The following is a 22,366-nucleotide window of genomic DNA, read 5'->3' as shown; positions in this document are numbered from 1 at the left end:
TCATTCGGATGTTTCGATGATTCGTCAATAAAATCAAACGACTCTGGACTAATCTTGTCAAATTTTGATCCAGATGGATCGAAGTGCCGCGTGATCAGGGCCGGAAATCATGCTCGGGCAAATGTTGCCCAACGCAAAAGGGCCGCCCCCGAAGGGACGGCCCTCTTGTTTGCTTCAGGCGTCAATCAGAACTTGAACGACAGCGAGCCGCGATAGGCCTGGCTCTTCACGTCGTCACGCTCGAGCGTGGTCTCGGCCGAAACCGAGAAGTCGACGCGGCCGGTGCTGACCGTCAGACCGCCGCTGAGTTCGACCCAGTCGTGATCCTGGCCGTTCAGGGCGAACAGGACGTTGCCGCCCACGCCGCCGACGAAGTTCGCACCGATGACCGCCGGACGATCCGAGAAGTCATGGACGACCGTGCCGTTGAGGAACGGACGGACCTTCGTACCGGTGCCCGCCAGCGTCAGGCCGCCACGGACCTGGATGCTGTTGATCGGTTCGCGGTTGGTCATCAGCGCCATCGGGCCGCCGGTTTCGATCTCACGCGAGAAGCCGATATGGGTCGCGCGGCCGGCAACGCGCGGGGTCACCCGTGCGGCACCGAGATCGAAGTCGTAGCCAAGGCCCACTTCGGTTGCGACGGCCAGCGAACCCTGGTTCGAACGCAGCGTGTAGGGCGTGCCCACGAAGCTGACGACGCGGGTCGTGTCGGTCTCGAGCAGACCGGCCGACAGGATCGTGTCGAGGTTCGCGCCGAGGCCGAGGTTGATCTTACCGTAGATCGAGCCCTGGTAGAGGTTGGCCCGGGCGCTGTTGCCCACCAGCGACGAGGTGCCGTCGAGGCGGGTGTACGAACCGGCGAAGCCGATGGTGGTCTTGTCATCCGACACTTCGATACCGGCGGCTGCATACCAGCCGTCGAAATCGTCACGTCCGCCGATGCCGGTCATCGCGGCGCTGTCGCCGTTCAGATAGCCGCCGGCGAAGAAGGCGCTCATCGTTTCGGGGAGCACATTCTCCTGAACCATCGGCGTATAGGCGTCGCTGCGGACGTCCATCCCGAAGCCCATGCCCGACAGGCCAGCGACGCCACGGGTGGCGGCGCTGGTGCCGGTCAGGTTCGACGCGACTTCGGTGACCGCGCCATAACGGGCGACGGTGCCGCCTGCATTGCCGGCCTCGATGTCGTCGAGACGGCCGCGCAGGAAGCTCGACATATTGTCGACGGCGACGATGCCCAGCGACTGGGCGGTGGTGTCGGCCGCCGGAGCGAGGCCGCCCAGCGTGGTGCGGACATTGGCCTGGCTCGCCAGATCGAGCGGACCATAGAGGCCGTCATAGCGCGAAGCCTGACCGCGGTTGCGGTCGAGCAGCATGCCATAGGCGGTCTGCACCGCATTGGTGCGGTCGATCACATTGCCATACTGGCCGGCGACGATCTGCAGGGTCACCGCATTGGCGGTGTACGACAGGGTCGGGGTCAGGATGGCGCTGATTGCGCCCGGGGTGTTGAAGCGGCCGCTGATCCCGCCCTGCGAGGTGAGGATCGTGTAGCTGTCGCCGTTGCGGATCGCCGTGGGGTTCAGGAAGTTGAACGACAGCGTGCCGCCGACACTGGCGAGACCGGTGCCCGCGCCGTTGGTGTTGACCGCGATGCGATCCGAAACGCCGCTGGCGCCGAGATCGACCAGGTAACGGCTGCCCGAGGTCAGGATCACGTTGCCGCGGAAGGTCAGCGTGCCGGTGGTGCCGGCCGTGCCCGGGGCGACGGTGCCCGCCATGTTGGTGAAGAACGGCGTGGTGATGGTGCCGGTGCCGTTCAGGCCGCCGGTCATCAGCAGATAGTCGCCCGGCGAGGTGAGCGCACCGTTGACCTGCAGCGTGCCGGTCGCCTGCGTGATGTCGATCAGGCTGGTGAGCGAACCGGTCGAGGTGATGTCGAGCCGCGCGCCGCCGCCGGCGATCGCGAAGCGATCGATGGTCACGGCGGAGTTGAGCGTGGTCGTGCCGGTGGCAGCCAGCGTCACGTCGAAATAGCGGCCGATCGTACCCTGGCCGGGATTGGCGTTGATGTTGTTCGGCACGAAATTGGTCGCGCCGGGCAGGCCGTTGGCGATGGTCGCGGCGGGCAGAGCGTTCGGGCTCTGATTCGCCTGCGCTTCGGGCTCGGTCTGCGCGATGCTGAAGACCTGCGCCGATGCGCTGCCGCCATTGTTGTTCAGCGACGAAGCGTCAGCAGTCGCGGCATCGTTGGTCGTGCCTTCGGTGTCGATCGAACGAACCGCGCCGGGCGAATCCGGACGGCCGATCGGACGGGTATCGGTGGTGAAGACGCCGGTGGCATAGTTGTAGCACTCGCTGGTGCCGCCGGATTCGAAGCAGGCTTCGCCGAACTCGCCGCCGCTGTTGGCGATGCCGGTGCCGGGGCTGCCCGGAACGCCGGTGACCACCTGACCATTGGGGCCGATGATCTGATAGTTCGGATCGACATTGGTGACCCAGTGGCTCGCATCGGTCCAGTTCGCGTCACCCGCGAGCGACGAGACATAGCGATACGGGTTGTTGGCCGCGATCCAGTCCCAATAGAGGTACAGCGGCTGGTAGAAGCTCGCGGTGCCATAGCCGTTGGGCGGCGCGCCGTTGAAGAAGCGGGTATAGCCGCCCGAGAGCACGCCGATCACCAGCTGCTTCGCATAGGTGCGATCGAGGATCAGCGGGCCGCCCGAATCGCCGCTGGCGGTGATGCCTTCGTTCGGGGTCGGATTGTCGCGGAACGCGTTGAAGTCACGCGCATCGGCGCCGCCGGTGAAGCGGCGGGGATCGTCGAAATCGATCCAGTAGAGATTCTGCGGCAGCTGGCCGGTGGTGCTGCCGAACAGGAAGCTGGTGAAGTCGTCGAGCGAGACGAGCGCGCCCAGCATGTTCTCGGCCAGACGGCGGCGATAGTCGATGCCGCCGGTCGATCCGGTGGCGCCGGTGCCGTTATTGCCATAGCCGGCGATGTTGACGTGATAGCCGGTGCCGTTCGCGCCGCCCGCGGTCTGCGGCAGCGCCGAGAACAGCATCGCCCAGGTCGGGATGTCCTTCGCAGGGGTGTCGAGCGTCGCGATCGCGACGTCGGCCTGACGGAAGCCGCCCGAGACGCCTGCGGTCGAATCCTGATGCCACGCGACCTGGTTCACATTGTACATGTAGCGGCCGGTGTTGGTCTGATAGGCCGGGCCGCCGGCAACGCCGTTCAGCCAGCCGCCGAACGCGCTGGCACCCGCGACATTGTTGTTGGCCTGGAAACCGAAGCCGATCGCGAAGCCGCCCGACGACGAGGGAGCGCCATAGACGCCGGCAGCGCGCGTGTTCACGCAGTGCGCAGCGAAGATCACGGCGCGCGGGTTGATCAGCGTGCCGGTGCACAGGCCGATCGTGCCGTCCTTGTTGTCGATGATCATCTGGCCGATGCCGGTGACGTTCACCGGATCACGAGCGGTGGTCGGCGTGCCGGGGAAGCCGATCACGATCTGCGGATCGGGCTCCGCAAAGTCGCTGGCAGGACGGGTGTCGCCGGCGGAATGCGGCGCGAGCATGGCATCGCTGATATTGGGACGGTTGATTTCGCCCGCCGGATCGCTCTGCGCCTGTGCCGCGCCGGCGAATACGGTGAGACAGAGACTGGCCGAGGCCAGCAGCGACGCGCGACGCGCGCGAGAGTTACTTACATACTTCATCAGTGGATCCCCCTGATTCGTGGATAGTCGCGTGAGTATCCAGGCCAGGCGGACAGGCTATTGCGCTGCGACGCGCTTCTCAAGCGCGATTTGAACTAATTCCGCTGTAACTTGAAGTTGATGCCCACGCGCCACATTGCGATGCGCATTATTTGATCCAGGTTACCGGATTCGCGTTCCGATCAGCGTTCCCTTGGTGCCGGGATGGATCAGGCTGAATTCGAAATTGGACCAGCGCTTCTTCCATTTCCGTGCGACGACTCGCTCGCCGGGACGTGCGGCGTCGTCGAGCATGATCATGCCGCCCACCGGAATACGGTCGAACAGGCTGTCCGCTGCGCCGCGGACATAGGGATGGATCGCCCAGGGCGGGCCGTCGATGATCAGCAGGTCGATCTCGGACGGCAGTTGCCCGTGATCGTACCACACGCCCGGCCAGCCATTGGGCGAGGGGCGGAACGGGGTCGCGCGCAGATCGGCGTCGACGCCATTGTCGTGCAGCCATTCGCGCGTGGCGTCGACAAAGCCGGCATGCTGGTCGCAGGCGATGTGACGGCCGCCGCCGTTGCGCTGGAGCGCCCGGGCAACGATCAGGCTGGACGCGCCCGCCCCGAATTCGACCACGGTCTGCGGCCGCTTCGCTTCGATGTGATCGACGATCAAATGGAGGAAGCCGGTATCGGCCTTCCAGCTGCCCAGATAGGGCAGGGCGTCGGGCGCAAGGTCGAGCCGTTCGATCAGACGGCGCTTTTCGGCCTTGGTGCCGCCCGACAAGCTCTTGAGCAGCCACGGCCAGCCGATCGCGCCATAGGCCATGACATGCAGCACGTCGGAGAAGGAGCGGCGCACATCGGCAGGCCACGCGCCGTCATCGGCCAGCGGCAGAAACGAAGTCAGTTCACGCGACGTCATCGAATCTCTTTCTTTCGCATCCGGCGAGCGCTCGTTGCCGACGGAGCGAGCAAATCAACGCACGAACAACAATCTGGCAACATCTGGTTGTGTTGAAAGCGCCTGCCCGGCGCGTCAAGCGGCATCTCCTGTCCGCGGTGGCGTGCCCCCGTCGCCGCGTCCTCCAGCGGCACATCGCAGCCAAGTGCGGCCATCAAAAGGCAAATCCGTCGGGCCGGCGCACGGGTGCGTCATCTTGACTTGGGACAAGGAATGTCTCATATTTCTGTTATGACAGAAATTGCAGACAAAACGAACCTCCTGCCTCCGGCCGTGCAGCAATTCGTTCTGCATTGGGGGGAGATGGGCGGGCAATGGGGCGTCAACCGTTCGGTCGCGCAGATTCATGCCTTGCTCTATCTCAGCGACCGCCCGCTCAACGCCGAGGAGATCAGCGACACGCTGCGGATCGCGCGGAGCAACACGTCCAACAGCCTGAAGGAACTGCTCGGCTGGAAGCTGATCCGCCGCGTGCCGGTGATGGGCGACCGGCGCGAGCATTATGAGGCCGAGGTGGACCTGATGCAGATGCTGACCCGCATCGCGCAGGGCCGCAAGGAGCGCGAGATCGATCCCGCCGTCGCCGCGCTGAAGATCTGCCGCGAGGAAGCCGGCGCCGATCCGCGCATTTCCGCCGTCGCGCGCGAGCGGATCGAAGCGATGCACGGCTTCGTGGCGACGCTGGACGACTGGTACGACCAGATGATCGCCATCCCGCCGGGCCGGCTGATGCTGCTGATCCGGATGGGCAAGCGGGTGCTGGCGTTCCTGCCCCGGGGGAAAAGCGAGAAATAGGAGGCGAAGGTGGCGACGCGGGCGATCGAAGTGCAACAATTGCCGGTCCGCGATCTCTATGCGGGCTGGCGGCGCGCGGACGCCGAAGTCGATGCCAGCGGTCCGTTTCGCCGGCTGCTGGGCGAGGATTGGGCGGAGCTGCCGGCCGCGGTGCGCCGCCGCTTCGCGCGCCATATCGGCGAAGACGCTTGCGTGACCTATGCCGGTGAAGTCGTCGAATGCCGGATGAGCGTGGCCGGATGGCTGCTGGCGCAGGCCGCGCGGCTGATCGGTGCGCCGTTGCCGCTAAGCCGGGATACCGGGATCGCCGCGACGGTGAGCGTGACGGGCGATGCGGCCGGACACGGGCAATATTGGATGCGCCAATATGGGCGGCGGAACGGCTTTCCGCAGGTGATCCACAGCGCGAAGCAGTTCGCCGGGCCGACGGGGCTGGAGGAATATCTGGGGCTCGGCATCGGCATCGCGCTGAAGCTGCGCGTCGCGGGCGGCGCGCTGCGGTTCGAAAGCGACCATTATTTTCTGCGGCTGGGCGGGGTCAGGCTCCGGATGCCGTGCGGCGCGATCGGGCAACTGACGATCGGCCATGTCGATCTGGGCGGCGGACGCTTCGCTTTCACGCTCGACCTGATCCACCCCTGGCTGGGCGAGCTGGTGCACCAGACGGCGGTGTTCGCCGACATGGAGAGCGTGGCATGAGCCGGGCCATTATCGTGATCGAGGCTGGTGCGGTCGCGGCCATGTCCGCGGGGGGTATGGCCGCGGCGCTGTTCTGCCTTCTTTCGGGCAGTCCGCTCATTGTTCTCCTGTCGCCGCTGATCGTCGTCGTCGGGACCGCCTATGCGCTGCCGCACGTCGCGCTGCTCGGGCTGCCGATCTATCTCTTGCTAAGCCGCCTCTGGCGGGTCGACTGGTGGAACGCGACAGTGCTGGGCGCACTGATCGGCGGGGTGCCGACAACTCTCCTGCTGTTTGGCGGCATGAGCGAGCCCGCTGCCGAAGGCGAGCTAGCCGCGGGCGCGGCGATCTTCGGATTCTGCGCCGCCTGCGGCACTGCCGCCGGATATGCCTTCTGGCATCGTCTGGCGCGGTCTGAACTGTGGAAGCAGACATGAGCCACCCCGTGATCGTGTTCGATGCGATGTGCGTGCTGTGCTCGGCCAATGCGCAGTTCGTGCTGCGCCACGACCGGCGCGGTCATTTCCGGCTGGCGTCGATGCAAGGCGAGGCGGGGGCGGCGCTCTATCGCCGGTTCGGGATCGATCCCGCCGATCCCGATACGTTGATCGTCGTCGAGGGCGAGCAGGCGCTGCGCGACAGCGATGCGATCTTCGCGATCTGGCGCGGGCTGGGCTGGCCGTGGCGAGCGCTGGCGGGGCTTGCGGTGGTGCCGCGCGGGCTTCGCGATCCGCTGTACCGCTGGGTGGCGCGCAACCGCTACCGGCTGTTCGGGCGGCGCGAGACCTGCTGGATGCCGACGGCGGCGCAGCGGGGGCGGATCTTGTGAGCCGCATCCTCGTTATCGGCGGCTATGGCGGGTTCGGCGCGCGGCTGGTGCGGCGGCTGCACGGGGCGGGGCACGAGATGCTGGTCGCCGGGCGGAGCATGGAGAAGGCGGCGGCGTTCTGCGCCGGGCATGCAGGCACCGAGCCGGTCGAGGCGGACCGGAACAACGGAGTCGGCATGGCGATGGCGCGGCACCGGCCCGATCTGGTGATCGACGCGGCGGGGCCGTTCCAGGCCAGCGGTTACACCGTGCCCGAGGCGTGCATCGCGATGCGCATCCCCTATCTCGATCTGGCCGACGGTCGCGATTTCGTGAGCGGGATCGGCGCGCTGGACAAGGCGGCGAAGGCTGCTGGCGTCGCGGTGATCGCGGGGGCGTCGAGCGTTCCCGCGCTGTCCGGCGCGGTGGCGCGCAAGCTGGCCGAGGGGCTGGACCGGATCGACAGCGTTGAGATGGCGATCAGCGCCTCCAACCGCGCCAGCGCCGGAGCGTCGGTGGCAGAGGCGATCCTCAGCTATGTCGGCCGTCCGGTGGCGCTGTGGCGCGGCAGGCGGCGGGACACGGCCTATGGCTGGCAGGAGATGCGGCGCGAGGATTTCACGGTGGGCGACACGGCACTACGCCGGCGTCTCGTCGCCATCGCCGATGTGCCCGATCACGCGATCGCGCCGGAGCACCTGCCGGGCAGGCCCGCCGTCACCTTCCGCGCCGGGACCGAACTCGATTTCCAGATGCGCGCGCTGTGGCTGATGAGCTGGCCGGTGCGCTGGGGGTGGCTGGAATCGCTGACGCGCGCCTCGCGCTGGCTGATGCCGCTGTACCGGATGACGCTGCGGTTCGGCGGGGACCGTTCGGCGATGCACGTCACCCTGCGCGGCGGCCGGACCGAACGGCGCTGGACGCTGATCGCGACCGAAGGCGATGGGCCGGAAATCCCGGTGCTCGCGGCCGAACTGATCGCGGGGGACATATTGGCCGGGCGGATCGCACCCGGCGCGCGCGATGCCTGGGATGCCCTGACGCTCGACCGGTTCGAGCCGCTGTTCGCCGGGCTTTCGATCCGGCACGGGATGGAGGCGCGGGAATTGCCGCCGCCGCTCTATGCCCGGCTGATGGGCGATCGCTTCGCGGCGCTGCCGCCGATGGTGCGCGCGATGCACCAGAGCGACGGTGCTGCGGGCGAGGGGGTGGTCGAACGCGGCGCCGATCCGCTGGCGAAGCTGCTCGCCGCCATGATGGGGATGCCGCCGGCGGGCCGCTATCCGCTCCATGTCGCCTTCGTCGCCAAGGATGGCGCCGAGACGTGGCGGCGCGATTTCGGCGGGCATCGCTTTCGCAGCACATTGAGCGCGAAGGGCGGGCTGGCGATCGAGCGGTTCGGCCCGCTTCGCTTCGGCTTCGATCTGCCATCCGATGGCGAGGGCCTGCGGATGGTGTTCCGGCGCTGGAGCCTGTTCGGCGTGCCGCTGCCCCGCTTCCTCGCCCCGCGCATCGCCGCGCGGGAGTGGCAGGAGGATGAGCGCTTCCGCTTCGAAGTCGAAGTCGCCGCGCCGCTGATCGGGCGCGTGATCCGCTATTCCGGCTGGCTGGTGCCCGGCTGACGCAACCAGTGCGTCATGGCGGGGAAAGGTGCCCTGCCAAGCGTTGCGGCGTGGCGCGGCTCGGCGGTCATGCCGTAATATTGCAGCATCGGCACGCCGATCCCCGAGCCCCCGGTATAGGAACTCAGGAAGTTCGCGCCACCGCCCTGATAGCCGCCTTCGTGGAAGACGATGGCGGGATCGATGCCGATCTCGACCGCGGCGGCATAGGACCATGCCATTGCCGCCATTTCCTCGCCGACATCCTGCGAGACTTCGGCCAGCGCCTCGCGCTGCGCCGGATCGGTGACCGCGATATGCCCCGCCTCGTGCAGCAGGTCGCCGGGCCAGGGAAGGCTGGCCGGATCGAACAGCAGCGCCCCGTGGCGCACCGTCGCGCCGGGCAGCAGCGTGTCGTCCGCGAGCGGCTCGACGATCACCGGGATGCCGACGCGCTCGAGGAAGCGCGCGATGCGGGCGACGACGGGATCTTCGAAGGTCATGTCCATCGCCTAGCCGACACAGCGGGAACGAAAAAGGGCGGCCCGTTGCCGGACCGCCCCTATTCTGTCGCTGCTCGCGAAGCTTAGCGCTTCGAGAACTGGAAGCTGCGGCGGGCCTTCGCCTTGCCGTACTTCTTACGCTCGACCGCGCGGCTGTCGCGGGTCAGGAAGCCCGCTGCCTTCACCGGCGCGCGCAGGATCGGCTCGAACTTGGTCAGCGCCTGGCTGATGCCATGCTTGACCGCGCCGGCCTGGCCCGAAAGGCCACCGCCCTTGACGGTGCAGACGACGTCATACTGACCTTCGCGGCCGGCGACGCCGAACGGCTGGTTGATGACGAGACGCAGCGTCGGACGTGCGAAATAGGTTTCCTGATCGCGACCGTTGATCGTGATCTTGCCGGTGCCGGGCTTCAGCCAGACGCGGGCAACGGCGTCCTTGCGGCGGCCGGTCGCATAGGCGCGGCCATAGGCGTCGAGTTCCTGCTGGCGCAGCGGCGCGTTCGAGACGGCCGGAGCGGCCGGCGCGTTCAGATACTCGTCGGCGCTGGCCGGAACGGCTTCACCCCCGGCGATGGCGCCGAGATCGGAAAGGGACTGGCGGTTGTCGGACATTATGCGCCCACCTTGTTCTTCCGGCTCATGCCGGCAATGTCGAGGACTTCGGGGTTCTGAGCAGCGTGCGGATGCTCCGAACCGGCGAAGATGCGCAGGTTGCGCATCTGGGCGCGGCCCAGCGGCCCGCGCGGGATCATCCGCTCGACGGCCTTTTCGAGAACGCGCTCGGGGAAGCGGCCGTCGAGCACCTTGCCCGCGGTGATTCCCTTGATGCCGCCCGCATAGCCGGTGTGCTTGTAGTACACCTTCTGCGCCAGCTTCTTGCCGGTGAACTTGATCTTGTCCGCGTTGATGACGATGACATTGTCACCGCAATCGACGTGCGGGGTGAAGCTCGTCTTGTGCTTGCCGCGCAGGACGTTGGCGATCACCACGGCGGCACGGCCGACGATCAGACCTTCGGCGTCGACGATGTGCCACTTCTTTTCCACTTCAGCCGGCTTTACCGACTTGGTGGTCTTCATCAGAGCCTTCATGGCCTGTGACCTTTCGATTTGAAACGCAAGCGCGCCGACCTTTCGGTCAGCGCGGTTGGCGGCCATTTGCAGAAGAGGGCCGATAAAGTCAAGCGAATGCGCGGGTTTCCTGACGGGTATTGGAATACCATGCGGCGGGGCGATGCCTCAATCCGGCCAGACGGCGCCGGGTTCGAGTGACATCGTGACGGTCGAACTGCGCTCGCGGATATCGCTGCCGCGCCTCGTGTGGGTCGTCTCGCGGGTGGCGGTGATCAGCCCGGTATGGGGATCGGTATCGCGCAGGGTCTCGACCGAAATATAAGCGGGTGCGCCGTCCGGGCTGGCGATCTGACCTTCGGCTCGGGTGACGCTGCGCACGAGGCCGCCATTGCGTTCGAAGCTGCGCGTGCCGTCGAGCGAAGCGCTTCCGCCGAAGGGCGAGGTGGCGGGAAGGCGAATCGCGCGCGTGGTGCCGGCGGCTTCGTTGCCATCGCCGCCGATCATGACGGTCACCAGCGAAGCGAGGATCGCCCGTTGCTGTTCCTCGGGCATCGCGCGGAATCGGTCGGCGATCTGGCCGGCGGCTGCCTTGCGTTCGGCGGAAGCATTGTCGGTGTGCTTCGAGGCAAGCGCCGCGAGCCCGTTGCAGAAGGCGTTCCAATGACCGGCAAGGTCGGCGATCGCGGTCACCTTGCCTGCGGCGTCGAGCCGGAACTCGATCGTGCGTCCGGCGAGCCTGGCATAGCCTGCATCGAACATCGATTTGCGGAAATCGCTGGTCTCGGCGGTGGCGGCGATCAGCCGGACTTCGGCGCGATAGCCGGTGCCGTCGCGATGGAAGCGGACGAGCCGCTCCGCGCGATAGATGCCGTCCGATTCGGTGCGCGTGGCGATCACCCGGATCGGCACGTCGAGCGGCGGCGCGAAGATCGCGGCTTGCGCCAGCGCGACGATCGACACGGTGAACATCAGACGCCGGTCTCCCGCGCGATCCAGCCGGTCACCGCCTCCGATGCGGCGGCGGGCCATGCCTCGATCACCGGCAGGTCGTAGCTGTGCAGTTCGGCGATGCGGGCGCGCAGCGCCGTCGCGAGCTGGGGCGTCGTCTTGAACAGGGCGGGGACTTCCTCGCCGCGCTCGACCTTGCCGTCCCAGCGATAGATCGACGTGCAGGCGCCGAGGATGTTGGCGCAGGCGGCAAGCCGCTCGGTCACCACCGTTTCGGCGATACGCTCCGCCTCTGCCCGGTTCGCGAAGGTCGACCAGAGCAGTGCGATATCGCTCAACGGCGGCGGCCGATGACGTGCGCGCCCCAGACGGTGGCGACCAGCAGCAGCGCGCCGACCAGCTGATGGGCGGCGGCCAGAACGATGTTCATGCCCGACATGACCGTGGCGATGCCGAGCAGGATCTGGATACCGAACGCGCTGTGGATCGCGATCGACGCGCGGCGCTCGATCGGCTTCGCGGCGCGGGCAAGGACGATCAGCCCGGCGACGGCCACCCATGCCCACCAGCGATGGACGAAATGGACGATCGCCGGATCGTTGAACAATGCGCCGAAAAAGCCCTGACCGGCCTGGGTGGGGCCGGGGTAGAAGGCGCCGTTCATCAGGGGCCATTGATCGGTGACAAGCCCGGCATTGAGGCCGGCGACCAGCGCGCCGAACAGCAATTGCACGAACAGGATCGCGACGACGCCCGCGCCCAGCCGGGTGACGCGCGCCGGCGGCTCGGCTGAGCTGCGGCTGAGCGCGACCAGATCGAGCGCGACCCAGACGAGCGCGGCGAGGATCGCCAGCGCCATCAGCAGGTGCGTGGCAAGGCGGATATGGCTCACATCGGTCCGCACGCTGAGGCCCGAAGTGACCATCCACCAGCCGACCACGCCCTGCATCCCGCCGGCGGCCAGCAGCAGCACCAGCTTCCAGCCATAGCCGCGCGGGATCGCCTTCTTCACGGCGAACCAGATCAGCGGAAGCGCGAAGGCAAGGCCGATCAGCCGGCCGAGCAGACGATGGAAATATTCCCAGAAAAAGATCGCCTTGAAGCCGGCGAGGGTCATGCCCTGATTGAGCTGCTGATATTCCGGGATGCGCTTGTAGTTATCGAACTCGGCCTGCCACTGGGCGTCGGTCAGCGGCGGGATCGCCCCGCTGATCGGCTTCCATTCGGTGATCGACAGCCCCGACTCGGTCAGCCGCGTAATGCCGCCGACCACGACCATCAGGACGATCAGCGCCGCAACGGCGAACAGCCAGTTGGCGATGGCGCGGGGGCGGGCGGTGGCGGGCAGGGGAGTCATCTGGAGCACGGCCGCCGTTTAGTCCCAGCCGAGGGGGATTGCCAGCCCGGGGAGGCCGGCGCCCCCCCGGACGATCCGGGTACCGGCTCAGGCCCGCGCGCCGCCTTCGGCTGCCGTCTCGTTCCAGCGCAGCGCCTTCAGCACCGTATCGACGATATGCTCCGCGTTCAGCCCGGCTTCGTCATATTGCTTCTGCGGGCTGTCCTGATCCTGGAACATATCCGGCAGGCGCATCGTGCGCAGCTTCAGTCCGGCGTCGATCAGGCCCTGGTCGCTGGCCATCGTCAGCACATGCGCGCCCAGGCCGCCGACCGCGCCTTCCTCGACCGTGACCGCCACTTCGTGCGTGGTCAGCAGGCGGCGAATCAATTCCTCGTCGAGCGGCTTGGCGAAGCGGAGGTCGGCGACGGTGGTCGAGAGGCCGCGCGCCTCGAGTGCATCGGCGGCCTTGAGCGCTTCGGCCAGACGCGTGCCGAGCGAGAAGATCGCCACCTTCTTGCCCTCGCGGACGATGCGGCCCTTGCCGATCTCGAGCCGCTGCGGGATTTCGGGCAGCGCCACCCCGGTGCCGTTGCCGCGCGGATAGCGCAGCGCGATCGGGCCGCTGTCGTGCAGCGCGGCGGTGTGGGTCATATGGACCAGCTCGGCTTCGTCGGCTGCCGCCATCACCACGAAATTGGGGAGCGTCGCCAGATAGGTGACGTCGAAGCTGCCCGCATGGGTCGCGCCATCCGCGCCGACCAGGCCCGCACGGTCGATTGCGAAGCGGACCGGCAGGTTCTGGATCGCGACGTCATGGACGACCTGATCATAGGCGCGCTGGAGGAAGGTCGAGTAGATCGCGCAGAAGGGGCGCATGCCCTGTGCGGCGAGTCCGGCGGCAAAGGTGACTGCGTGCTGTTCGGCGATGCCCACGTCGAACGCGCGAGCCGGGTGCGCCTTGGCGAAGCGGTCGACGCCGGTGCCCGAGGGCATGGCGGCGGTGATCGCGACGATGGTCGGATCGCGATCGGCTTCCTTGACCAGCTGGTCGCCGAAGACGTTCTGATAGGCGGGCGGTCCCGGCGGAGCCTTTACCTGCGCGCCGGTGATGACGTCGAACTTCTGGACGCCGTGATATTTGTCGGCGCTCTTCTCGGCCGGGGCATAGCCCTTGCCCTTCTTGGTCACGACATGGATCAGCACCGGACCATGCTCGCTGTCGCGGACATTCTCGAGCACCGGGATCAGGTGATCGAGATTGTGGCCGTCGATCGGACCGACATAGTAGAAGCCCAGCTCTTCGAAGAGCGTGCCGCCGGTCGCCATGCCGCGCGCGAATTCCTCGGCGCGCTCGGCGACATTATGGACCCGCTTCGAGAATTTGCGGATCGCGCGCTTGGCGAGGCTGCGCAGGCCGAGATATTCGGCCGACGACACCATCCGCGCGAGATAGGCGGAAAGACCGCCCACCGGCGGGGCGATCGACATGTCGTTGTCGTTGAGGATCACGACGAGGCGGTTGCCCGCGGCCTCGGCATTGTTCATCGCCTCATAGGCCATGCCGGCGGACATCGATCCGTCGCCGATCACCGCGATCGCCTTGCCCGGCTTGTTCGCCAGCTTGTTGGCCACCGCGAAGCCGAGCGCGGCCGAGATCGAGGTCGAGGAATGCGCTGCGCCGAACGGGTCGTATTCGCTTTCGCTGCGCTTGGTGAAGCCCGAGAGGCCGCCGCCCATGCGCAGCGTGCGGATGCGGTCGCGCCGCCCGGTCAGGATCTTGTGCGGATAGCATTGATGCCCGACGTCCCAGATCAGACGGTCTTCGGGCGTGTTGAACACATAATGGATCGCGGTGGTCAGCTCGACCACGCCGAGTCCCGAACCGAGATGGCCGCCGGTGGTGCCCACCGCGGAAATCGTCTCGGTGCGCAGCTCGTCGGCAAGCTGGCGGAGCTGTTCGGGCTTCAGCTTGCGAAGGTCGGCCGGGGTATCGACGGTATCGAGCAACGGCGTTCGGGGTAGATCGGACATACCGCCTGATAACCCAGCCGCTTATGCAAGTCGAACATTGTGATTCAGCAGCTTGAGTGCAGAATCTGTGCAGCTTGCCGTAGCGTCAGTCGCAGTCGGCGCATTTGCCGCGGACTTCGATCACCGGGCGGACGGGCGAGAAGCCGGTGCCCTGAGCGGCCGAGCGGACGCTTTTGGTGATCGTATCGTCGTCGATATGCGTGGTCTGGCCGCAACTGTCGCACACCAGGAAGATGCAATCGTGCAGGCAATCCGGATGCGCGTTGGCGACATAGGCGTTGGCGCTTTCGACGCGCCGCGCGAGGTTCGATCCGACGAAAAGGTCGAGAATGCGATAGACGCTGTTGGCCGCGACCCGGCGCCCTTCCACCTTCGAGACCGCCTCGGCGATATCGTAAGCGGAAGCCGGCTTGTCGAACCCGGCCAGCGCCTCGAACACGCGTTCGCGCATCGTCGTCCATTGCTCGCCGGACTTTTCCAGCGTGGTCTGGGCGGCGCGGGTGAGGTCGGTGCCCTCGTGCTCGTGGTGATGATGGTGGGCCATGACTGGAATCTAGGCGCGCGGTGCCTCGCCCGCAAGCGGGTCAGTATGTCGCGCGGCGGTTCAGGTCGTGGCCCAGCGCGACCAGCGATACGCCGATCAGGGTCCACACGATCTCATATTCGCCATGCGGCAGCGACAGCGCGCCGGCCATGATGCCGATTCCGAACGCACCGACCACGGCCGGCATCATATAGCCATGCATATAGATGCCGCGGCCGAGCGCGATGATGCCGAACACGATCGCCAGCACCAGGCCGAATTCGTGGATCGCCGGGTGCAGCATCCCGCCAGCAGCCGAGAACAGGGCGAGCAATACGGTCGTCGCAAGGCAATGCGCCAGGCACAGCCCGCTCAGCCCGATCGCGATGCGATCGATGCGGGTGTCGAGACCGTGCCAGAATCGCGAAAGGGAAAGAGTCGTCGGCATTTGCGGGCGATATAGACCCGTGCGGGCCAAGTTACAACATATCATCGCGCCGAAATCGGGGCGGTTTCCACCCGGTGCCGTCAGCCCAGCAGGCCGTGCCGCTTCGCAAAGGCCAGGAACAGGTCCGGCCATGCTTCCACCGGCTTGCCCGGGGTGAAGCGCAGGCCGAAGCCGTGGCCGCCTTCCTCGAACAGATGCGTGTCCGCCGGCACGCCCGCCGCCCGGAGCGCGGCGCGCAGGCGCAGGGTGAAATCGACCGGCAGGGTCGCGTCGTCCTCGGCATGGCACAGGAAACAGGGCGGCACGTCCTTCGTCACCTGCGCGTCGAGCATCGTCCAGCCGTCGCCGCTGCTGGCATAGGGACCGGTGACGGCGGACGGCGTGAGGAACGGGTCCATCGCGATCGCAGGATAGATCGGCGCGGCGACAATCGGCTTCGCGTCGAGCGCGTCGGCGGCGTCGACCGGGGAATAGACTTTGGCGGCATGGCGCGTGGCGAGGTCGCCGCACAGATGCCCGCCCGCCGAATAGCCGAGCGCCGCAACACGCTTCGGATCGACCTTCCACTCGGCGGCGCGATGGCGGATCAGCCGCATCGCGCGCTGCGCATCGGCCAGCGATACGTTGCGCGGATTCTCCCATCCCTGTCCGGGGAGGCGATAGAAACAGACAAAGGCAGTCACGCCGCGCTCGGCGAGCCAGGCGGCGAGTTCATAGCCTTCCTTGTCGATCACCACGCGATGATAGGCCCCGCCCGGCGTGATCAGCACCGCAGCGCCATTGGGGTTCTTCGCCGGAAACACATCCATGCGCGGCGTGCGCACCTTCACCATCGCTCGGTCGCGGATCGCGGGGTCCTTGCTGCGCTCGAGCACTTCGTCCTTCAGCGAAGGATCCTTCAGGCCGGGCGCTTCGCCGGGCCACAGCTTCACGCTGAAGGCCGGCTCGGGAAAGTCAGGGGCTTCGGCTGCGCGAGCAGCGGCGGGAAGGAGCGGGGCGGCCAGGGCGGCTCCGATCAGGGTGCGGCGATCTACCGGGGTCATCCCGGCAATCTGCGACGATTTCGAATGCAGGGCAATCGCGTCGTTTCGCGCCGCGTCTTCCCCGACTAGAGTTCGCGGGAATCACGGGGAGCGGCGTGGCGGCGGACACAATCGATATCGGCGAAGCCCAGCGGATCGTCGCGGAGGCGCTGCGCCTGTGCCGGAGCGGGGACGGGGCGGCGGGCATGGCCCGCTATCGCAGCGCTGCGAGCCCGCAATTGCTGGCGAAGCTGCCGATCGGATTGCATGTCCATTTGCTCGACGAAGCAGGGTGCATGGCCGAGGCCGCCGAGCTTCGGCGCATCGCGGTGCGCCGCGGGGGCGACCTGGCGTGGCGCGCGGCGCGGGCCAGCGCGTCACCGGGCGAAATCGCCGCGGAATATGAAACATTGTTCGCGGCGGGCCATGCCAATCCGCTGATGGTCGGGCGTTATATTGGCGTGCTCACCGCACTGGGGCGGGCGGCGGAGGTTGCGGCGCTGTTCGCCCCCGGATTGTTGTTGCGCAAGGTTCGGCTGGAGGCGGGGCTGGCCGAGGCGGTGGCGGCGGCGATGCTGGCCGAAGAGGCGCTGCTGGATCGCGGATCGCGGCTGTCGGTCCGCGAAATGCGCGAGATCCCGGGAGTCCATCGCAGGCCGGCGTTCGCCGCGCTGATGGCGGCCTGCCGGAGCGAGACCGCGCGCTATCTGGCGGACTGGGCGGCGAGCGATCATCCGCTGGCGCGCCATGTGCCGGAAGCGTTCGTCCTGAACGCCTGGGGCCTGATCTCGCGTGGAGAAGGCTATAATACCCGGCACCAGCATACGCTGGGCTGGGCCACGGGCGTCTTCTATCCGGTGGGGATATCGGACGAATTCGCGGGCGGCGCGCTGCGGATCGGGGGATGGGGGGCGGAAACGCCGCCGGGATGGCCGGAACTGGCGATCCGGCCGGAAGCCGGAATGCTGGTGCTGATGCCGTCTTCCTATGTCCATTGGACCGATCCGCTCGGCGCGCCCGGGCTGCGCATGTCGGTTGCGTTCGATGCGATTCCGGAGACGGGACCGGACGAGGATGGCGTGGGAGAAGGGTAGGCCGGATGAAACGCTCTAGGGTACGCTCACCCGGCCATGCCCGCATCGTTCAATATAGGTCGTTTCACCTCCGTTGCTATTGGAACCGCGATGATCCGGTGTCGTAGCGCGATGGCCCGAGATCAGGCCGCGCTGGCGCCGAGATAGTGAGACTGCGCCGCTTCGGTCGCGTTGACCGCCAGCAGCGAGCGGGCCTCGCCCGCATTCCTCGGCCGGCCGCTGCGATCGGAAGCGGCGTCGAGGACGCGGTCGAGCAACTGCTGGCCTTCCTCCCACCAGCCGATGCCGCTGGCGGCGTTGATATGACCCTGCGGCCCGGCGTCGACGAAATGGCTGCCCCATGATGCGGCGAGGCTGCGGGCGCGGTCGATTTCGATCCACGGATCGTCGGTGCTGGCGACGAGGATCGAGGGGAAGGGCAGCGGCCTGGCCGGCGTCGGACGGAAGGCCGCCAGCTCGGGCGCTTCGCTGCGATCGACATCGGCCGGGGCGACCAGCAGCGCGCCCGCCACCGGGTAGCCGAAGGTCTGTCCGGCAAGCTCGGCCCACCATGCGACGGCGAGGCAGCCGAGCGAGTGCGCGGCCAGCACCACCGGCGCCTGCGCCTGACGGATCGCCTGATCCAGCTTGGTCACCCAGGCGTTGCGATGCGGCGTGTTCCACATGCCCAGCTCGACGCGGCTCGTGTCGGGCCGCGACTGCTCCCACAGGGTCTGCCAGTGCGAGGGCCCCGATCCGCCAAGGCCCGGGACGGTGAGGATGAGCGGCGAGCCGCTCTCGATGGGGGTAAAGATACTCATGTCCGTTCTCCCGATCAGGAAGTGGCCGGACCCTTTGAGTAATTCCCATTGATTTAGTAGGCAATAGACCTTGCGACGAAATGCGGGGCAGTTGCGCCGGGCCGAGAAGGCCCCCTAAAGGGAGGGCATGGCCAAGCAGCGCGCAGACCAGATGCTCGTCGATCGCGGGCTGGCGGAAAGCCGGACCCGTGCGCAGGCGCTGATCATGGCGGGGCTGGTCTTCGCTGGCGAGCGCAAGATCGACAAGGCGGGGCAAATGCTCGCCGAGGACGCCGTGCTCGATGTGCGCGGGCGCGATCATCCCTGGGTGTCGCGCGGCGGGATCAAGCTGGCGCATGGGCTCGATCATTTCGGATGGGACGTCACCGGCGCCGTGGCGATCGACGTCGGCTCGTCGACCGGCGGTTTCACCGACGTGATGCTCAGCAAGGGCGCGGCGCGCGTCTATGCCGTCGATTCGGGGACCAACCAGCTGGCGTGGAAGCTGCGGCAGGACCCGCGCGTGATCGTTCACGAACAGACCAGCGCGCGCATCCTCATCGCGGCGCATATCCCCGAACCCGTCGATCTGATCGTGTGCGACGCCAGCTTCATCGGTCTTGCCAAGGTGCTCGACGTACCGCTGGGATTCGCCGCGCCCGACGCGCGGCTGCTTGCGCTGATCAAGCCGCAGTTCGAGGCGGGGCGCGAGGAAGTGGGGAAGGGCGGCGTGGTGCGCGATCCCGAAATCCACGCCCGCGTGTGCCGCGAAGTCGCCGACTGGGTGGCCTCGAAAGGCTGGACGGTCGACGGCGTCGTCGAAAGCCCGATTAAGGGTCCGGAAGGCAATGTCGAATATCTCATCGCGGCCCGCCGTTAATCCGTCATTCAGCGGCTGAGCGTGTTATTACAGTAATGCAATCGCGCAATATGTACCGAAGGGGAGTCGGGCATGGTGAGGGGAATCGCGGGGCTTTGCGCCGCCGCAATCGCATTGGTCGTCGCGGCGCCCGCCTTGGCGCAGCGGACCGATGACAATGCGGTGGCCGAGGCCGAGGACGCGTTCGGCACCAGTGTCGGCGACGATTCGATCGGCATCTACAATGCCTATAATGTCCGCGCCTTCTCGCCCGTCGATGCCGGCAACGTCCGGATCGAAGGGCTGTATTTCGACCAGCAGACCTATCTCACCAGCCGCGTTGCGGGCGGATCGACCATCCGCGTCGGCATTTCGGCGCAAAGCTATCCCTTTCCTGCGCCGACCGGCATCGCCGATTTCTCGCTGCGCAAGCCGGGCGGATCGCCGCTGGCGTCGGTGGGCGTCGGCTTCGGGCCGTGGAACGGCGGCTATGGCGAAGTGGATATCGAGCTGCCGATCGACGGCGAGCGGCTGGGGATCGCGGCGGGCGCGGGCATCTACCGCAACGGCCAGCCCTTCGGCGGCAGCCCGCAGGACGTCTCGCTGGGCGCGGTCGCGCGCTATGCGCCGCGGCGCGGGATCGAGATCATGTCGTTCTGGAGCCGGATCGAGACGAAGGACAGCGAAGCGCAGCCGCTGATCTTCACTAGTGGTGCCTTCCTGCCGAAGCGATTCAAGCGCAACGAGTTCTATGGCCAGGAATGGGCCGATTTCGGCGCGGAGCAGATCAATTACGGCATGGTCGCGCGCGCCGATCCGGCAGGCTTCGACGTGCGGCTGGGCGTGTTCCGCTCGGTCAGCAACGTCGATCGCTCGGCGGCCGATATCCTGTTCAACACCACCGCCGACGGTCTGGTCGGGCGCCGCATCGTCGTGATCGAACGCGAGGCGCGCGCGGCCTCGACGTCGGGCGAGCTGCGCGTGTCGCGGCATTTCGACGAGGGGCCGCGCCGGCACACGCTGATCGCGTCGCTGCGCGGCCGCGCGCAGGATCGCCGCTATGGCGGGGCGGCGCTGATCGATCTCGGCCCCAGCACCAGCCTCGGCCCCGATTTCCGTCCCGAGCCGAGCTACGGACAGGGGCCGAAAACGCTCGATCGCGTGCGTCAGACCACCTTCGGTCTCGGCTATCAGGGCCGATGGAAGGGCATCGGCGAACTGAGCGTCGGGGTCCAGAAGAGCAACTATTCCAAGGCGATCACCGATCCCGACCCGATGGTGATCTTTCCCGAAACCAGGGATTCGCCGACTCTATTCAGCGCCAACGCCGCAATCTACGCCACGCCGAAGCTGGCATTCTATGGCGGCTACACCACCGGGCTCGAGGAAAGCCCGGTTGCGCCGGGTGAAGCGGTGAACCTCAACGAAGCGCCCCCCGCGATCCACACGCGGCAGATCGACGGCGGCGTGCGCTGGTCGGTCGGCAAGGTGACGGCGGTGGTCGGCCTGTTCGATGTCGAGAAGCCCTATTTCAACCTCGATGGCGGCCTGCGCTTCCGCCAGCTCGGCATCGTCCGCCATCGCGGGGTCGAGATTTCGGTCGCGGGCCAGCTCCTTCCGGGCCTGAACGTCGTCGCTGGCACCGTCTTCCTCGACGCGAAGGTCTCGGGCGAGGAAGTGAATAACGGCTCGATCGGTCCCAAGCCGGTCGGCAGCATCGGCCGTCACACGATCGTCAGCTTCGATTACCGCCTGCCGAGCTACCCCGCCTTGTCGTTCGACATCTATGCCGAGGGGACCAGCGACCGCACCGCGAACGCGGCCAACACGCTGATCATTCCCGCGCGCGCGATCCTCAATCTGGGCACGCGCTACAGATTCAATCTCGGCGACACCAAATTGATGTTCCGCGCGCAGGTGGCGAACGTCACCAACACCTTCGGGTGGAACAATGGCAGCAGTGGGTTCTTTGTGCCAAACGGCGCGCGGCGCTTCTCGCTGAGCCTCGCCGCCGACATTTAGCAGACATCATCCCGTGAAAGGGAGCGGTGTCGGACCGCTTCGAAGGTGATGATCGAGATTTATGCAGATTTGCCTTTGCGTTTCCTGCCTTGCGAGCATAGCCGCTAGGGCTTGATGCGAATCTCTCTCATTATGATCGCGCTCGCCGTCTCGCTTTCGGGGTGTGGCGAGAAGGCCAAGAGCAACGGCGCGGGGCGTGAAGCCCCGCTCGTGCGCGCGACAGCGGTGACAAGCGCGCGCTTCATCGACCGGATCGACGCGGTGGGCACTGCCGTGGCCAACGAGCAGGTGACTCTCTCCGCCCCGGTGACCGAACGGATCGTCCGGCTCAATTTCGATGACGGCGCCTTCATCACGCGCGGACAGGTGGTCGCGGTGCTGGCGTCGGGCCAGGAAAGCGCCCAGCTCGCCCAGGCCGATGCGCGGGCACGCGAGGCGCGGCAGCAGCTCGACCGGCTCAATGCGTTGAAGGCGCGCGGCTTCGCCACCAACAGCGCGGTCGATGCGCAAGTTGCGCTGGCCGGGCAGGCGAATGGCCAGGCCGCCGAGGCGCGCGCGTCGATCGGCGATCGCGTGATCCGTGCGCCGTTCTCGGGCTGGGTGTCGCTGCGGAACATCTCCAGCGGGGCGGTGGTCAACGCCGGAACGCCGATCGCGACGATCAGCGACATCTCGCAGATCAAGCTCGATTTCGCCGTGCCCGAAACCCTCCTGTCCCAGATCCGCGTCGGCCAGCCGATCGAGGCGCGCGCCGCCGCTTATCCGGACCAGCCTTTCCGCGGCACGATCGCCAGCATCGATCCGGTGCTCAATCCGCAGACTCGCGCGGTGACGGTCCGCGCGATCCTGCCCAACGGCGACAAAAGGCTGAAGCCGGGCATGTTGCTGACCGTCACGATCGAGGCACAGGCGCGTGATTCCGCCGCGGTGCCCGAACTGGCCGTCGTTGGCGATGGCGACCAGACCTATGTCTTCGTGAACGACAAGGGCAAGGCGAAGCGGATCAATGTCCAGACCGGCATCCGCCAGAACGGCATGGTCGAGATCCTGTCGGGCATCCAGCCGGGCCAGCGCGTCATCACCGAAGGGGTGGTGAAGATCACCGACGGGCAGAAGATCCGCCTGCAGGGCGAAGAGAACGCGGCGCCCAAGGGCAAGAAGTAGC

22 protein-coding genes are annotated in these 22,366 nt (G+C 67.0%); 9 read left to right on the top strand and 13 right to left on the bottom strand.

Features of this window, described 5'->3' with window-relative positions; translation table 11 throughout:
• Positions 1 to 185: 185 nt before the first annotated feature.
• Complete coding sequence (locus HHL13_RS09095; RefSeq protein ID WP_240953664.1) at positions 186 to 3,725, bottom strand: autotransporter outer membrane beta-barrel domain-containing protein; 3,540 nt, start codon at positions 3,723 to 3,725, stop codon at positions 186 to 188.
• 162 nt (positions 3,726 to 3,887) lie between these two features.
• Complete coding sequence (locus tag HHL13_RS09090; protein ID WP_169555357.1) at positions 3,888 to 4,637, bottom strand: class I SAM-dependent methyltransferase; 750 nt, start codon at positions 4,635 to 4,637, stop codon at positions 3,888 to 3,890.
• Positions 4,638 to 4,949: 312 nt separating this feature from the next.
• Between HHL13_RS09090 and HHL13_RS09085 the strand changes: the two genes are divergently transcribed.
• From HHL13_RS09085 to HHL13_RS09065, 5 genes are read left to right on the top strand one after another with little or no spacing between them, the layout of a single operon-like run.
• Complete coding sequence (locus HHL13_RS09085; protein WP_346775530.1) at positions 4,950 to 5,471, top strand: MarR family transcriptional regulator; 522 nt, start codon at positions 4,950 to 4,952, stop codon at positions 5,469 to 5,471.
• Between the two features lie 9 nt (positions 5,472 to 5,480).
• Positions 5,481 to 6,170: a DUF4166 domain-containing protein gene (locus tag HHL13_RS09080; protein WP_346775529.1), complete on the top strand. Its 690-nt coding sequence runs from the start codon at positions 5,481 to 5,483 to the stop codon at positions 6,168 to 6,170.
• Positions 6,167 to 6,586 carry a hypothetical protein gene (locus HHL13_RS09075; protein ID WP_169555355.1) on the top strand — a complete coding sequence of 140 codons (420 nt, stop codon included), beginning with the start codon at positions 6,167 to 6,169 and terminating at the stop codon, positions 6,584 to 6,586. Before HHL13_RS09080 ends, HHL13_RS09075 begins: the two co-directional genes overlap by 4 nt.
• The gene (locus HHL13_RS09070; RefSeq protein WP_169555354.1) at positions 6,583 to 6,978 is read left to right on the top strand and encodes a thiol-disulfide oxidoreductase DCC family protein; all 396 of its coding nucleotides are present in this window, start codon (positions 6,583 to 6,585) and stop codon (positions 6,976 to 6,978) included. Before HHL13_RS09075 ends, HHL13_RS09070 begins: the two co-directional genes overlap by 4 nt.
• Positions 6,975 to 8,579: an SDR family oxidoreductase gene (locus tag HHL13_RS09065; protein ID WP_169555353.1), complete on the top strand. Its 1,605-nt coding sequence runs from the start codon at positions 6,975 to 6,977 to the stop codon at positions 8,577 to 8,579. Before HHL13_RS09070 ends, HHL13_RS09065 begins: the two co-directional genes overlap by 4 nt.
• Here the strand turns inward: HHL13_RS09065 and HHL13_RS09060 are convergent.
• The 10 genes from HHL13_RS09060 to HHL13_RS09015 form a co-directional block, all read right to left on the bottom strand.
• Positions 8,552 to 9,061, bottom strand: coding sequence for a hypothetical protein (locus tag HHL13_RS09060; RefSeq protein WP_169555352.1), 510 nt, complete (start codon positions 9,059 to 9,061; stop codon positions 8,552 to 8,554). The genes HHL13_RS09065 and HHL13_RS09060 overlap by 28 nt on opposite strands.
• Before the next feature lie 83 nt (positions 9,062 to 9,144).
• Positions 9,145 to 9,675, bottom strand: coding sequence for a 30S ribosomal protein S9 (rpsI, locus tag HHL13_RS09055; protein WP_169555351.1), 531 nt, complete (start codon positions 9,673 to 9,675; stop codon positions 9,145 to 9,147).
• Entirely contained in the window at positions 9,675 to 10,154 is a 480-nt protein-coding gene (gene rplM, locus HHL13_RS09050) for a 50S ribosomal protein L13 (RefSeq protein ID WP_169555350.1), read from the bottom strand. The genes rpsI and rplM overlap by 1 nt, the downstream gene beginning before the upstream one ends.
• A 147-nt stretch (positions 10,155 to 10,301) precedes the next feature.
• Entirely contained in the window at positions 10,302 to 11,105 is an 804-nt protein-coding gene (locus tag HHL13_RS09045) for a hypothetical protein (protein ID WP_169555349.1), read from the bottom strand.
• On the bottom strand, positions 11,105 to 11,422 hold the full coding sequence (gene cutA / locus HHL13_RS09040; protein ID WP_169555348.1) for a divalent-cation tolerance protein CutA: 318 nt from the start codon (positions 11,420 to 11,422) through the stop codon (positions 11,105 to 11,107). The genes HHL13_RS09045 and cutA overlap by 1 nt, the downstream gene beginning before the upstream one ends.
• Positions 11,419 to 12,441 (bottom strand): COX15/CtaA family protein, encoded by a 1,023-nt coding sequence (locus tag HHL13_RS09035; protein ID WP_169556868.1) that lies wholly within the window; start codon positions 12,439 to 12,441, stop codon positions 11,419 to 11,421. Before HHL13_RS09035 ends, cutA begins: the two co-directional genes overlap by 4 nt.
• 87 nt (positions 12,442 to 12,528) lie before the next feature.
• Complete coding sequence (gene dxs / locus HHL13_RS09030) at positions 12,529 to 14,454, bottom strand: 1-deoxy-D-xylulose-5-phosphate synthase (protein ID WP_169555347.1); 1,926 nt, start codon at positions 14,452 to 14,454, stop codon at positions 12,529 to 12,531.
• An 85-nt stretch (positions 14,455 to 14,539) separates the two neighbouring features.
• On the bottom strand, positions 14,540 to 14,998 hold the full coding sequence (locus HHL13_RS09025; protein WP_169555346.1) for a transcriptional repressor: 459 nt from the start codon (positions 14,996 to 14,998) through the stop codon (positions 14,540 to 14,542).
• Positions 14,999 to 15,038: 40 nt separating this feature from the next.
• A complete protein-coding gene (locus HHL13_RS09020) occupies positions 15,039 to 15,425 on the bottom strand; it encodes a MerC domain-containing protein (RefSeq protein WP_169555345.1) in 387 nt (128 codons plus the stop codon).
• Positions 15,426 to 15,505: 80 nt separating this feature from the next.
• The gene (locus tag HHL13_RS09015) at positions 15,506 to 16,468 is read right to left on the bottom strand and encodes an alpha/beta hydrolase (RefSeq protein WP_169555344.1); all 963 of its coding nucleotides are present in this window, start codon (positions 16,466 to 16,468) and stop codon (positions 15,506 to 15,508) included.
• Positions 16,469 to 16,563: 95 nt separating this feature from the next.
• Here HHL13_RS09015 and HHL13_RS22840 point away from each other — a divergent pair, with 95 nt between their 5' ends.
• Complete coding sequence (locus HHL13_RS22840) at positions 16,564 to 17,541, top strand: putative 2OG-Fe(II) oxygenase (protein ID WP_169555343.1); 978 nt, start codon at positions 16,564 to 16,566, stop codon at positions 17,539 to 17,541.
• 122 nt (positions 17,542 to 17,663) lie between these two features.
• On the opposite strand, the gene HHL13_RS09005 is transcribed toward HHL13_RS22840, so the two are convergent.
• Positions 17,664 to 18,341 carry an alpha/beta hydrolase gene (locus tag HHL13_RS09005; protein WP_169555342.1) on the bottom strand — a complete coding sequence of 226 codons (678 nt, stop codon included), beginning with the start codon at positions 18,339 to 18,341 and terminating at the stop codon, positions 17,664 to 17,666.
• Positions 18,342 to 18,468: 127 nt separating this feature from the next.
• Between HHL13_RS09005 and HHL13_RS09000 the strand changes: the two genes are divergently transcribed.
• The 3 genes from HHL13_RS09000 to HHL13_RS08990 all read left to right on the top strand — a co-directional run bounded on the left by HHL13_RS09000 (position 18,469) and on the right by HHL13_RS08990 (position 22,365).
• Complete coding sequence (locus tag HHL13_RS09000) at positions 18,469 to 19,200, top strand: TlyA family RNA methyltransferase (RefSeq protein ID WP_169555341.1); 732 nt, start codon at positions 18,469 to 18,471, stop codon at positions 19,198 to 19,200.
• A 72-nt stretch (positions 19,201 to 19,272) separates the two neighbouring features.
• Entirely contained in the window at positions 19,273 to 21,201 is a 1,929-nt protein-coding gene (locus tag HHL13_RS08995; RefSeq protein ID WP_169555340.1) for a TonB-dependent receptor, read from the top strand.
• Between the two features lie 114 nt (positions 21,202 to 21,315).
• Positions 21,316 to 22,365, top strand: coding sequence for an efflux RND transporter periplasmic adaptor subunit (locus HHL13_RS08990; protein ID WP_169555339.1), 1,050 nt, complete (start codon positions 21,316 to 21,318; stop codon positions 22,363 to 22,365).
• Position 22,366 lies beyond the last annotated feature (1 nt).

This window comes from Sphingomonas sp. G-3-2-10 (assembly GCF_012927115.1).
Lineage (GTDB): Bacteria > Pseudomonadota > Alphaproteobacteria > Sphingomonadales > Sphingomonadaceae > Sphingomonas.
This window is presented reverse-complemented; position numbering and strand designations above follow the sequence as displayed.